Source organism: Nostoc sp. LPT, assembly GCF_017115165.1.
Lineage (GTDB): Bacteria > Cyanobacteriota > Cyanobacteriia > Cyanobacteriales > Nostocaceae > Nostoc.
Genome location: NZ_JABXKF010000090.1, coordinates 1 through 13,512, shown reverse-complemented (window position 1 = coordinate 13,512; position 13,512 = coordinate 1). Strand labels below are relative to the sequence as shown.

Annotated in this window: 10 protein-coding genes; 9 read left to right on the top strand and 1 reads right to left on the bottom strand. The window is 39.6% G+C overall.

Annotated elements, in window-relative coordinates:
* The first annotated feature begins 125 nt into the window (after positions 1–125).
* The 9 genes from HWQ58_RS18515 (at position 126) to HWQ58_RS18475 (ending at position 12,548) form a co-directional block, all read left to right on the top strand.
* Positions 126–4,223, top strand: coding sequence for a non-ribosomal peptide synthetase (locus HWQ58_RS18515; protein WP_292865594.1), 4,098 nt, complete (start codon positions 126–128; stop codon positions 4,221–4,223).
* 18 nt (positions 4,224–4,241) lie between these two features.
* On the top strand, positions 4,242–5,618 hold the full coding sequence (locus HWQ58_RS18510; protein WP_292865591.1) for a cytochrome P450: 1,377 nt from the start codon (positions 4,242–4,244) through the stop codon (positions 5,616–5,618).
* A 33-nt stretch (positions 5,619–5,651) separates the two neighbouring features.
* A complete protein-coding gene (locus tag HWQ58_RS18505) occupies positions 5,652–7,034 on the top strand; it encodes a cytochrome P450 (RefSeq protein WP_292865589.1) in 1,383 nt (460 codons plus the stop codon).
* 62 nt (positions 7,035–7,096) lie between these two features.
* Positions 7,097–7,636 carry a TauD/TfdA family dioxygenase gene (locus HWQ58_RS18500; RefSeq protein ID WP_292865586.1) on the top strand — a complete coding sequence of 180 codons (540 nt, stop codon included), beginning with the start codon at positions 7,097–7,099 and terminating at the stop codon, positions 7,634–7,636.
* Complete coding sequence (locus HWQ58_RS18495) at positions 7,623–7,826, top strand: TauD/TfdA family dioxygenase (protein ID WP_292865583.1); 204 nt, start codon at positions 7,623–7,625, stop codon at positions 7,824–7,826. Before HWQ58_RS18500 ends, HWQ58_RS18495 begins: the two co-directional genes overlap by 14 nt.
* A gap of 162 nt (positions 7,827–7,988) precedes the next feature.
* Positions 7,989–9,035, top strand: a complete 1,047-nt coding sequence (locus HWQ58_RS18490; protein ID WP_292865580.1) for a sucrase ferredoxin — start codon at positions 7,989–7,991, stop codon at positions 9,033–9,035.
* Positions 9,036–9,045: 10 nt separating this feature from the next.
* Positions 9,046–10,431: an MATE family efflux transporter gene (locus HWQ58_RS18485; RefSeq protein ID WP_292865577.1), complete on the top strand. Its 1,386-nt coding sequence runs from the start codon at positions 9,046–9,048 to the stop codon at positions 10,429–10,431.
* Positions 10,432–10,505: 74 nt separating this feature from the next.
* Positions 10,506–11,387 (top strand): SDR family oxidoreductase, encoded by an 882-nt coding sequence (locus HWQ58_RS18480; protein WP_292865574.1) that lies wholly within the window; start codon positions 10,506–10,508, stop codon positions 11,385–11,387.
* A gap of 102 nt (positions 11,388–11,489) precedes the next feature.
* Positions 11,490–12,548 (top strand): methyltransferase, encoded by a 1,059-nt coding sequence (locus HWQ58_RS18475; protein ID WP_292865571.1) that lies wholly within the window; start codon positions 11,490–11,492, stop codon positions 12,546–12,548.
* Positions 12,549–12,558: 10 nt separating this feature from the next.
* Here the strand turns inward: HWQ58_RS18475 and HWQ58_RS18470 are convergent.
* Positions 12,559–13,512: IS66 family transposase (locus HWQ58_RS18470; RefSeq protein ID WP_292865568.1), on the bottom strand; the 954-nt coding region annotated here is incomplete at its 5' end.

The window sequence follows — 13,512 nt, the reverse complement described above, 5'->3', positions numbered from 1 at the left end:
CTGTTAATCAATTCGCGGAAGTTACTTATTGAGAAATGAGGTTACGGCACTTCAATTATTATTTAGAATTATCTAGCTAAAAAAGTAAAAGTTGCAGTTAGTGAGTCTTCAGATAACTTTTAACAATGAATAAACAACACTCTAATTTATCACCTGCGAAAAAAGCTCTTCTAGAAAAATGGAAGGGAGGAAAATTTAAAGCTGATACTATTCCCAAACGTCAAATTTCTGAGAACATTCCCTTATCTTTCTCCCAACAAAGACTATGGTTTATTGACCAACTTTATCACGGCAGTTCCTTCTACAATATTCCCATCGCTTTTCATATCAAAGGAAAGCTGAATATTACAGTACTTCAGCAAACTCTGAATGAAATTCTCAAGCGTTATGAAGTTTGGCGCACAACTTTTCCCGTTGTAAATGGAGAGCCAGTACAGGAGATTGCACCCCAATTAACTTGGGATTTACCCATTATTAATCTTGAGCATTTGTCTGGTAAAGATTGGGAGTCTGAGGTTAAACAACTTGTAGCAGAGTCAGCGAAAAAACCTTTTAATTTAGGTAAAGGACTTTTAGTCAGAGCAACTTTACTTCGCTTGAGTGAAGAAGAACACATTTTGCTTGTGACGATGCACCACATTATCACAGATGGATGGTCTTGTGGTGTGTTCCTGCGCGAGCTGTCAACGCTATACGCTGCTTTCTTTTCAAATCAACCTTCCCCCTTACCCGAACTCCCCATTCAGTATGCAGATTTTACCATTTGGCAACGCGATCGCATCCAAGGTGAATTCCTCGCAACCCAATTAAATTATTGGAAGCAACAACTCAAGGGTGAGTTACCTGTACTACAATTACCCACAGACCGTCCGCGACCTAATGTTACTACTTTCACTGGTGCCAAGCAATACTTTACATTCTCGAAAGCTCTGACTGATGCATTGAGACAATTAAGCCAGCAAGCAGACGCTACTTTATTTATGAGTTTGCTGGCGGCATTTAACATATTATTATATCGCTACACAGACCAAGAAGACATCTTAATTGGTTCTCCAATTGCCAACCGAAACCGAGCCGAATTAGAAGGAATGTTGGGTTTATTTGTTAACACTTTGGTGTTACGTAATAATCTCAGTGCAAATCCTAGCTTTCGCCAACTTCTACATCGAGTACGTGAGGTGACTCTTGATGCTTATGCACATCAAGATTTACCTTTCGAGATGCTTGTAGAAGAATTGCAACCCGAACGAGACTTAAGTCGAAATCCACTTTATGAAGTCATGTTTGTCCTGCAAAACAGTCCAGTGTCTGTGCAGGAAGTTTCTGGTTTAACCTTGCGTACTTTAGAGTTTGATAGCGGTACAGCTCAATTAGATATTTTCCTATCGATGTCTGAATCCCAAGAGGGATTAACAGGGTATTTGGAGTACAATACAGATATTTTTGATTCAACAACGATTACCCAATTTATCAACAACTTCCAGACTTTATTAGAAAAGATCGTTACTAATCCAGAGCAACGCCTTAGTCAGTTATCGTTACTAACTACTTCTGAGCAAGAGCAACTATTATTTAAGTTTAATCAAACTCGTGCAGATTATCCTCAAGATGCATCTCTCCATCAATTATTTGAGCAGCAAGTTGAACTAACACCTGACTCTTTAGCATTAATTAGCCAGTCTGAGGAACTGACTTATCGTCAACTTAACCATAGAGTTAATCAACTTACACATTATTTACAAAAACAGGGTGTAACAAAGGAAACTCTCGTTGCTCTATGTCTGGAACGCTCTACAGAGATGGTAGTGGGAATTTTAGCTATCCTCAAAGCTGGCGGTGCATACATTCCCCTTGACCCAAGTTATCCAGTTGAGCGTTTAAATTTTATGCTCTCTGATTCTCAAGCATCGGTATTAATTAGCCAACAAAAGATATTAGAAAAACTCTCATTATCTTCAGCTAAAACCGTTTGCTTGGATATCCACAAAAAGGAAATTGCTGAAGAAAGTTCTGAAAATCCCATTAACATCTCTTCATCTGATAATCTCGCCTATGTTATCTATACTTCTGGCTCAACTGGAACTCCTAAAGGTGTTCTTGGCACACATCGCGGTACGGTAAACGGCTTACACTGGTTATGGAAAACCTATCCTTTTACCCAAGGAGAAGTTTGTTGTCAGAAAACAGCTATTAGCTTTGTAGATTCTGTGTGGGAAATTTTTGCTCCTTTACTTAAAGGAATTCCGACAGTAATTATCAAGAATGAAACTCTACTAGACCCGCAGCTATTTATAGAAGCTTTAGCACATCACAAAATTACCCGTATTATACTTGTACCTTCACTACTGCGCTTACTTCTAGATAATTACAGTCATCTAACCAAGAAATTATTGCAACTGAAATTATGGATAACTAGCGGGGAAGCACTATCTGTTAAGTTAGCTCAAACTTTTCAAGAATTGATACCATTTGCCAAACTAATTAACCTTTACGGCTCATCGGAAACTTCCGCTAACGCCACTTATTATGACACCAGTTTATTGCCAGAACAAGCAAGCAGTATCTCCATCGGTCGTCCTATCGATAATACTCAGGTTTATGTTTTGAATCGCAATTTACAACCAACACCTGTAGGAGTTATTGGTGAATTTTATATTGGTGGTGACGGATTAGCGAGGGGATATTTGCATCGTCCGGAATTAACTCAAGAAAGATTTATTGATAATCCCTTTATTCCAGGAACTAAACTTTACAAAACAGGCGATTTAGTCCGATATCTCAAAGATGGTAATCTTGAATATTTTGGTCGCTATGATGAACAAGTAAAAATCCGAGGATTCCGAGTAGAATTGGCTGAAATTGCAACTGTTATTGCCCAACATCCAGATGTGCAAGAATCTGTTGTAATTGCTAGCGATGATGCTCAAGAAAATCAGCGTTTGATTGCATATATTGTCACAAAGAAACAGGATATAGCTGTAGAAATCTTGCCAGATTTGCAACAGAAATTGCCTAATTACATGCTACCGTCTAGTTTCGTTGTACTGGATGCGCTCCCACTGACACCTAATGGGAAAGTAGATAAGCGCTTTTTGACAACTGATGAAGTTATTCGACCAAATACTACTCAATCCTTCCTTGCTCCTCGTAATTTTACAGAATTATCATTAGTAAAACTTTGGGAAAATCTCCTAAATACTAACCCTATCGGGGTAAAAGATAACTTCTTTGACTTGGGTGGTCACTCATTTTTAGCTGTACGCTTAATGGCTCAAGTTCAGGACAAATTTGGGCATAATCTTACCCTATCTACTCTTTTTGAAAACCCAACAATTGAAAAATTAGCGATTATTCTTAGTCAGCCATCCCGTGAGAGTTCTAATTCTCCTTTAGTAGCAATTAACTCTTCTGGTGACAAGATACCTTTCTTCTGTATGCACGGCGCTGGCGGAGGTATTAATAACTACTTTGGATTGTCCAGAAGGCTTGGTGAGGACTATCCATTTTATGCCTTGGAACATACTCTAGAGCAAGACCTACCTAAAATTATTTCAGTCGAGGAAACGGCAACTCGCTACCTCCAAGAAATTCGTCAAGTACAACCAAATGGCCCTTATTTTTTAGGCGGTCATTGTTACGGCGGTGTAATTGCTTTTGAAATGGCGCAGCAATTGCAAAGGCAAGGTCAAACAGTAGGTTTGTTAGTTGTTATCGATAACATAGTACCAGAAACACGTATTGAATCTACAAAAGATGACGATGCAAAATTCTTACTCCGCATGGCAGAATCGATAAAAACCAATAATAATATAGATTTTTCAATTCCTTTTGAGGAACTTCGAGTTTTACCACTAAATGAGCAATTTCATTTAGTAAATAAAAAAGCAAACTTTATCTTTAGCCATACAGAAGTTGAAGATTTTCTCAATTATTACAAACTTTTCAGAGCGCATGTCCAAGCTATGCGAGATTATGTTCCCCAGGTTTATCCTCAATCCATCACTCTATTTCGAGCTAAGGACGAGATTATTCATGACTTTGACAATCCCGAATGGAGTACTGAGGACCCCTTACTAGGCTGGGGTAAATATTCTAGTCAACCTATTCAAGTAATTGAAGTTCCTGGCGATCATTTCTCGATTTTCGTTGAACCTCATATTCAAGAATTAACTAAACATCTGAGAATTTGTATCGATAATTCTGTGTGTAATATCAATCAATAATGGGAGTAAAAGAGATTCATGAAAGTACCCCCAGGACCGAAAACACCTTTCTGGTTGCTAAATCTGCAATTCGAGGCTGACCCCTTTGGTTACATGGATGCTATTTCCAAACGTTATGGTGATATTGTCACTCTAATGTCTGGTTCTACACCAATTGTTTATGTTAGCAATCCCTTAGGAATAAAGGAGGTTTTCACAAATACCAAGGAAATTGCAGCTAAAGGTGCATTAAACCAAAATTTTGCCTTAGGGACAGGAAATCAAGGAGTTCTTCAACTAGATGGCTTAGTTCACAAAAATCGACGCAAACTCTTAATGCAATCTTTTCACGGAGCGCGAATGCAAGCCTGTGGGCAACGTATCTGTGAACTCACAGAAAAGATTATGAGTAAGCAGGTGATTGGAAAACCTTTTGTTGCATACCCGACAATTGAAGATATCACCTTACGAGTGGGTATAGAAGTTGTAATGGGTTTGCAAAAAGGAGAATGTTCTGACAAAATCAAACATTTATTTGTGTCTTTGCTTAGAGATGGAAAATCTCCTATAGATAAGATTCTTAGGAGTATTTTTGGACAACGGGATTTAGGTAAGTGGAGTCCAGAGGGATACCTTCTTCACCTGCGGCAAGAACTTTTTCAATTGCTATACACTGAGGTTGAAGAACGACGATCGCAAGCAAATTTTTCACGCCCTGATATGCTTTCCGATCTGATATTTGCTAAAGATGAAACAGGTCAACCGTTAAGCAATGAAGAGGTGCGTGACCTATTATTATCGCCTATATTTGCAGCTGGTGATGCTTCAGGAACTGCGATCGCTTGGTCTTTATATTGGATTCACCGTTTACCTAATGTTCGCTCCCGCCTTTTATCAGAACTCGACAGCCTTGGTGAAAATCCAGACCCTATGAGTATTGTCGCACTACCCTACCTAAGTGCCGTTTGTAATGAAGCTTTGCGAATTTACCCAACTCAGTTGTTTGCATTTCCCAGGTTGGTAGAATCGACTGTTGAGGTCATGGGTTACGAGTTGAATCCCGGTACAGTACTTATTGCTAATATTTATTCGACACATCAACGTGAAGATTTATACCCTGCTCGAAAAGAATTTCAGCCAGAGCGCTTTTTAGAAAAACAATTTTCCCCCTACGAATTTTTACCTTTTGGCGGTGGTTCTCGTGTCTGTATTGGCGGAACTTTTGCCTTATTTGAAATGAAACTTATATTAGCAACTATTCTTTCACGTTATCAATTGGAGCTAGTTAGTAAGCGTCCAGAACGTCCCAAATTTGGAGGTCTGATTTGTTACCCAGCTAGTGGCGTGAAGATGGTTATGTGCGATCGGCGTCAACATCAAGGACAGTCGCAGACATTCGTTGTTGGTTCAGTTTAACAGCGATATTTTAACATTTACCTAAAAATACTAATGAAACTACCAGATGGACCAAAAACTTCTCCCCGGTTGCTGAATCGTCAATTTAAGACCGATCCCCTTGGCTTCATGGATGCTATGAGCGATCGCTATGGTGATATTTTCACTATTATGGCTGGTTCTACACCTTTAGTTATCGTCAGTAACCCACAGGGGATAAAACAGATTTTTACCAGTGCCAAAGAGATTAAAGCTTCTGGGAAGTTGAACCAAGGCGGTGCGGCTCTAGTGGGAAACAATGGGTTACTTATGCTTGATGGCTTGCGCCATAAGCATCGCCGTCAGTTGTTGATGCCTCCCATGCATGGGACTCGGGTACAGCTATACGGGCAGCGTATCTGTCAAGTGACAGAAAAAATCATCAATGATCTGGCGCGAGGCCAAGCTTTTGTTGCCTACCCGACTGTGCAAAAAATTACCCTAGAGGTAATACTGCAAGCTTTGTTTGGTTTATCTGAGGGAGAGCGTTATGAACAATTTCGGCAACTACTTTCCAATTTATTAAGTTTTTCCCGGTCTCGCTGGCTGGGGTTATCTCTGTCCTATCCCTTTCTGCAAAAAGATTTAGGTCGTTGGACTCCTTGGGGATATTGGCTTGATCTGCAACAACAGTTTGATAAACTACTCTATGCTGAAATTGCACAAAGGCGATCGCAAGTAGATCCTACTCGCACCGATGTCCTCTCAGAACTACTCTTTGCCCGTGATGAAACGGGTCAACCAATGACCGATGAGGATATACGGGATTTGTTTCCATCATTATTACTGGGTGGTCAGGATGCGTCAGCCACTGCCATAACTTGGTCATTGTACTGGATTCACCGTTCAAAAGATGTTCGCGATCGATTGCTAGCAGAACTTGATACTCTTGGTCAATCCGCAGATCCTATGGCTATTGCTGCGCTACCCTACCTCAGTGCTGTCTGTCATGAAGCACTACGAATTTACCCGACTCAGGTAGTCACATTTCCACGGCTGGTAGAAGCACCAATTGAGGTGATGGGCTATGAATTGAGTCCAGATACAGTCACCAGAGGCTGTATCTATCTGACACATCAGCGTGAGGACTTATACCCACAACCGAAGGAATTCAAACCAGAACGGTTTCTGGAGAGACAATACTCTCCCTATGAATTTCTCCCATTTGGGGGTGGTGCTCGCCGCTGTCCGGGTGAGGTGTTAGCACTTTTTGAAATGAAGCTAGTCTTAGCAACAATTCTCTGTCGTTATCAACTAGCACTAGCCCATGAAAAAAGAGTAGAAAAACCCAAGGCTATAGGTGTTAACTATCCCCCTGCTAGTGGCTTAAAAATGATTCTGCTTGGTGAACGTCCACGCTCAACAAAGCCACAGCAGTTCGTTGCTAATTCAGCGTAAGATGCGTTTGTCTTGCGGTAAGAAATTACAATGTTAATCTCAAAAAATACTAAATAAAACCCATGATTAGTAAAATCGAGTCATTAGGAACAGGAACAGGAAAAATAGTATACAGTACTAACGATTGTGAAGATATTTTACGTCTTTCTAAAGCGGAAATTCTTGAGCTATTCAAGTCATCTGGAGTTGTTCTTTTTCGAGGTTTTGGGGTAACTCCCATGCTGATGAAAGAATTTTCTGAAAAATTCAGTTATAGCTACCTTAAAGATCCTACGAAAACAAGTATTGACTCGGTTGATTTTGTTAATTCAGTAGATAACGGAATGGGTGCTAGTCCTGCTCATACCGAGCATGGTTCTAGTCCTCATCAACCTGATGTTATTTGGTTTTGCTGTAAAACGCCTGCACAAGAAGGAGGCGAAACTCTATTTTGGGACGGTGTGCAACTATGGAAGGAAATGAGCCAACATCTGAAACAGTTATTTGTTGAGAAAAAACTAAAATTTACTTTTGAACATTTGCCATTAGATATGTTAAATCAATGGATTGACGGTGGTGAAACCATTGATGATTGTAAGCAAGTTTTGGATGGAAATTTTTGAAGATGGTTCAAAGCTTCATGAGGAAGTTGCCGATGAACTTGAGAAACTTTACGACAAATTTACCCAAGAAATATCGTGGCAAGCAGGCGATCTAGCTATGATCGATAATTCGAGATTTATGCACGGTCGCCGCGAATTCAAAGATAATCGACGGCAGGTATTCACTACCATAGCTAAGATTTTAGACTAATTCATCCTTCTTTCTTATAGTCGTTTGCAAAAGAAATTAGGACTTGATTAAGAAATAGATTTAGTTTGATTGAACGCATAATTTTTTGGGAATTATGAATGATTAATTATCAGGGCTTGGATTTAAGAAACATGCCCCAATCTTTTTTCAGGAGCGATTAAATTGCAAACTCAACAGACCGATCAACTACCCATCAAAGATTGTCGTTTTTGTTCACAGGTTTCCAAAGCTAACGGAGAAGACCCCATTGGTACAGCAGGTACTTGTGACCACTGGTTGATTATGGAAATTCCCCAACCTTGGCCGGAAGATATTTTTGATAAAAATCTAACAATCAAGGCATTAATAGATTTTTTTGAAGAGGTCATCGTCAAGCATAGAATTAACATCAGACCAATGCTAATTGCTCCCGATCGCGAGTACTCTCGCCCAGGCTTTACCCGCGTGCTGTACTACTATCGTCCTGCCAAACTCTTTTCTCAGTTTGAGAAACAAGAGTTTGTTCTCCCAGAGGAACAAGCAATTACTTTAGTAACGGCAATATTGAAACAGTTGATACAACAGCCCAACAATGTATCAGAATTTCAGCAGTATCAGCAACAAACCAGTCACATTCGCGAACTGATGGTTTGCACACATGCTCAAGTTGATCTTGCTTGTGGCAGATTTGGGACTCCCCTATATCGCCGATTACGAAAGGAATATGCTCCTGCTGCCAACGGAAATTTAAGAGTATGGCAAACAACTCACTTTGGCGGTCATCAATTCGCCCCCACCTTAGTTGATTTACCCCAAGGATGCTTGTGGGGACATTTAGAACCTGAAACCCTTGATTTACTGGTAAATAGAAATGGTTTAGTTGCAGACTTGCATAAATTCTACCGAGGATGGACGGGTTTAACCAAGTTTGAGCAAATTGCCGAGCGCGAAATCTGGACACAATTGGGTTGGACTTGGCTTGACTACTTGAAAACTGGCAAAGTACTTGCTATTGAAGAAGTTGCTCAAGGACAAGAGGTCGATTGGGCAGAAGTTCGTATTGATTTTGCTGTCCCAGATGGCAGCGTATCTGGTGCCTATGAAGCCAGAGTTGAAGCCAGTGGTGAGGTCATCAGCACACTTAACTCTGGAAAAGAAATGGAGTTGAAAGCGGTGAAGCAGTATTGCGTTAGCCGTTTGGTCAAAGTTGAGTCAACAGCATCAAGCTAAGAACCTAAAAATGACTTCCCAAAAACAATCTCAAGTGACAAATGAGATCCTCCAAGGCAATCTCATTAAACTGATGTTCAAGTTATCAACTCCTGGTATTTTAGGAACGGTGCTACTAAGCTCAAGCACTTTTGTTGATGCTTTATTTGCAGGACGACTGATTGGTGAAACTGCTGTCGCTGGTATATCTCTTGCTTTACCACTAACTTCTCTTATGGCTGGTTCTGCTTATTTAGTTGGAGTAGGTTCTGCTTCTGTTCTCAGTCGAGCTATTGGTTCTGGAGATATCAAAACTCAGTCCAAAATATTTGGCAACTTAATAGTAATGGGTGTTGTTATCTCCTTTGCGCTGACAATCATTGGCTACAGTTTTGGTGAAAAATTAGTTGTATTCATGGGAGGAAGTGGTGAAGTTGCCTCAGATGGAGCAGAATTTTTTAAGACTTATATGCTTGGTTCAGTGTTTTGTATCATAGGGGTTTCTGCTAACCATCTGATCAAATCTGAAGGTAAACTAAAACTATGTATGATATTTGCTGCTATTTTTCTTATCATTAATATTATCTTAAATAGCATATTTATTAGTATATTTCACTGGGGAATTCGGGGATTAGCCCTCGCTACAGTTATTGCAATGTTTGTTTACTGTGTTCTCATATTAACCTATTTTATTTCTGGGAAAAGTTCTATCCCAGTTCATCCGATAAAATTGGTTCTAGCAAGAGATTTACTACCCGATATTTTATCAGTAGGAATCTCAGAACTACTGACTCCATTTATGAGCTTAATTCAAAGTTTTGTAGTTTTTCAATCCATCTCTCATTATGGAACACAGAATGATATAGCCTTGTTCGGAGCTACACAGACATTAACTTTATTAGCATTCATTCCCTTAAATGGTTTTACGCAAGCCTTACAACCTGTGATAGGCATAAATTATGGAGCCATAAATTACGATAGGCTTAAAAAAGCTTATTTAACTTTTATAATTGGTGTCATTGCTTTGTTAACATTATTTTGGCTGCCTCTACAATTATTTCCACAAACGTTTCTAGGCTTGCTGTTGCCAAACCTTACTTTTACTAATGATGATTTACTTCACTTTCGTATTTTTAATTTATTGATACCATTAATGCCATTCATTTCCTATGGTGTAGTTCTCTTTCAATCTATAGGTAAAGGGAAAATAGTTGCTGTAATAGTTATTTTAAGAAGTTTAATTTTATTTATTCCAAGTGTAACAATATTCTCAATTTTAATGGGTTTAAGTGGTATATATTATGGAATAATATTGACAGACACTCTAATTATATTAATTGCACTTAAATTAACAGCAAAAGAGTTTAATTACTTTACTAAAATGCAAATAAAAAATACCATAAATACAATTATATGAAAAAATATAATGATTTTTTTGAATTTTTATCTTGCAAATAAATAAATGTCCTACCAATTATGAGGGTCACAAAAATGGTTCAGGGAGAAAAAGGTGCTGTTTTGATTACAGGAACATCGACAGGAGTAGGTCGAGCAGCAGCGAGCCTACTTGAGAAACAAGGATATCAGGTCTTTGCTACAGTTCGTCAGGAGAAGGATGCTGAATCACTGAGACAGGAGTATAAATCTGGAAGTTTGACACCTATCTTGATGGATGTTACTAAAGCAGAAGAAATTAAATTTGCCGCCGACATTGTTTCAAAATCTGTTGGCAATCGAGGATTGGTTGGATTAGTGAACAATGCGGGTTTATTGGTGGACGGGCCTATTGAGTATGTTTCAATTGACGACCTGAGATGGCAATTTGAAGTTAATGTTTTCGGGCAAATAGCAGTTACACAGGCATTTTTACCATTAATCCGAAAAGCCAAAGGTCGGATAGTCAACATTGGCTCAGTCGGCAGTCAGATTTCTCTACCATTTATCTCTGCCTTGTGTGCTTCCAAGTTTGCATTGGGAGCATTTACAGACGCTCTCAGAATGGAGTTAGAACCTTGGGGAATTGAAGTTATTTTGGTTGAACCAGGCTCGATTGCTTCAGCTGCCCCTGATAAAGTGGAAGAAAGCTTTCAGAAAAATTTTGCCAATATGTCACCTGAAGCTAAAGCTATGTATGGTGATGCCTACAAATTTTTTGTCGAGGGTTTGATTACATCAAATCGCACAGGAATGCCACCTGAACAAGTTGCAAGTGCAATTCTAGAGGCTCTGGAAGCTAGTAAACCCAAAACACGTTATTTCTTGTCTAAAGGACAGATATTTCTAGTACTTAATTTAATGCTAAAAAAATTGATTCCCGATCGTAGTTTTGATGCAAGAATATTAAAAGGTTGGAAGTTAAAAAATCAGAATTGAAGCTATCTCTTTGTATTGTACCCAACTGAATACTTGAAGCCAAGGTAAATTCAATTGCAATGCTTTGAGAATAGCAACACTCAATAAATTTAAAGAAAAATCATGGTTTTATTAGACTACAAGCCTAGCACGTTTCAATCTCCCTTGACTGTGGAACAATGGGTATACGCCTACTGGGTTTCACGATGTATCTATGTTGTTGCTAAACTTGGCATTGCTGATTTGCTCAAAGATGGTTCCCAACACTGCGATGCTTTAGCTGCTGCAACAAACACCCACAGTGATTCTCTTTATCGAGTGTTACGAGCTCTTGCTGCTCTCGGAATTTTTGCTGAGAGACAACCGCGATGTTTTGAGCTTACTCCACTAGCAGATTGTTTGCAGAGCAATGTGCCTAACTCTATACATAATGAGGCAATCATGCGGGGCGAGGAGCATTACTACAAATCCTGGGGAAATTTGATGCATAGTGTGCAGACAGGGGAAAGTGCCTTTGAAGATTTGTATGGTATGGATTTGTTTCAGTACAACAAGCAAAATCCTGTTGCAGCAGAAATCTTCCATCAGGGTGTCGCTTCGATCGCTAAAGAGGCACATATTCCACAATTGTCGGCTTATGATTTTTCGTCAATTACAAAGCTGGTTGACGTTGGTGGTGGCACAGGTAGCTTTCTTGCTGCTATTCTCGAAGCTAACCCCACCATGACCGGGGTGTTATTCGATCTCCCAGAAGTGATTGATGAGACCAAAAATTCACCCGAAACAGCATCTGTTAGCGATCGCTGTCAACTGATAGGGGGCAGCTTTTTTGAGGCTATTCCGTCAGGTGGAGATGCTTATTTACTTAAGCATGTTATTCATAATTGGGATGATGAGCAGGCGATCGCCATTCTTAAGTGCTGTTATCAAGCCATGAAAGAACAAGGGCGATTGCTAGTCATAGAGTGCATAATATCTCCTGGAAATGAGTTTTCTTGGACCAAGTTTGGAGATGTTAATATGTTAGCCATGTGCTCTGGTGGAAGGGAGCGAACTGAAGCCCAATACAAAGACTTGTTTGAATCTTCAGGGTTTAAACTCAGCAAAGTTTGCCCAACAGAATGGGATTTCAGCATTATTGAAGGAGTTAAAATAGTTAACAATGGCGTTGTTCCATGGTAAGGATTCAGGTCTAAAATTGCAGAAGCAAAGAAGGACGAGACTGATAATTATTAGAGTCAGCAATTAGAGCTTGTGCAAAAAAATCAATTGCCTTCCTACCTTGACGACGACAGGTTTGAACCACCGTCAACAAATTGGCAGTATGACAAAACCGCTCCATCGAACCAGAACCACCACTTACCTTACGTTTTGTCACAGCCAAACGCAGCGATCGTTCGGCCTGATTATTATCAGGAGGAACTTCCGGATGATCAAGGAAATACCACCATTGGCTTGCTTTATCGCGCAAAGAACGTAAAAGGTTTCCAGCCATAGCGCAAGCCTTGTTAATCCATTGCTCGACAGAGGATTGCAACTTGGACTTGAATTGATTGACCCAATGGTTGTAACTGGCGCAGTCAAGAGTCTCAAACCATTGGGCGTAATTTCTAAAAGCTTCATCAATTAAATCAACAAATACTTCACCAATAGCTTGGTTGTGAAGACCTGGAAGTTGAATTAATTTTTTGAAGTGACGACGTAGATGAGCCAAACATTTCTGTTGAGCAACAGCTTGATAGCCATTGTAAACACTAAAATCGTCACTGCTGAGTACACCTGTATATTTAGTCCCTAAAATTGCTTCTAATTCAGTTCTAGAGCGAGTATCAGCCGCAGTAAACAGGCAGAAATCAGAATTGGCAACTACCCATAACCATTCTTTGATTCCTTTAACCGACCAAGGTGTTTCATCTACATGAATGTTAGGTTGTTTCTGTTTTAGCCAATTACTCAACTCAGTAACGCTCGGTTCAATTGCTTGTTGTATTCGTTCATTAGTTGCTACTAAAGTTCCTACCCCAATTTTAATTTGTCCTAATTCCCATAGCATTTGTTGCTGTTTTTCATAGGGCAGATGTCCGTAATTATCTAGCGTGGCAAAACTTACTAGAGAAGAGTGGAAATCCTGTAATCTTAACCTTGT

What these genes read in the sequence shown, in the direction of transcription:
- HWQ58_RS18485 (WP_292865577.1), top strand. Translation starts at nt 9,046, where the DNA reads ATGACTTCCCAAAAACAATCTCAAGTGACAAATGAGATCCTCCAAGGC.
- HWQ58_RS18475 (WP_292865571.1), top strand. Translation starts at nt 11,490, where the DNA reads ATGGTTTTATTAGACTACAAGCCTAGCACGTTTCAATCTCCCTTGACT.
- HWQ58_RS18500 (WP_292865586.1), top strand. Translation starts at nt 7,097, where the DNA reads ATGATTAGTAAAATCGAGTCATTAGGAACAGGAACAGGAAAAATAGTA.
- HWQ58_RS18510 (WP_292865591.1), top strand. Translation starts at nt 4,242, where the DNA reads ATGAAAGTACCCCCAGGACCGAAAACACCTTTCTGGTTGCTAAATCTG.
- HWQ58_RS18515 (WP_292865594.1), top strand. Translation starts at nt 126, where the DNA reads ATGAATAAACAACACTCTAATTTATCACCTGCGAAAAAAGCTCTTCTA.
- HWQ58_RS18480 (WP_292865574.1), top strand. Translation starts at nt 10,506, where the DNA reads ATGGTTCAGGGAGAAAAAGGTGCTGTTTTGATTACAGGAACATCGACA.
- HWQ58_RS18495 (WP_292865583.1), top strand. Translation starts at nt 7,623, where the DNA reads ATGGAAATTTTTGAAGATGGTTCAAAGCTTCATGAGGAAGTTGCCGAT.
- HWQ58_RS18505 (WP_292865589.1), top strand. Translation starts at nt 5,652, where the DNA reads ATGAAACTACCAGATGGACCAAAAACTTCTCCCCGGTTGCTGAATCGT.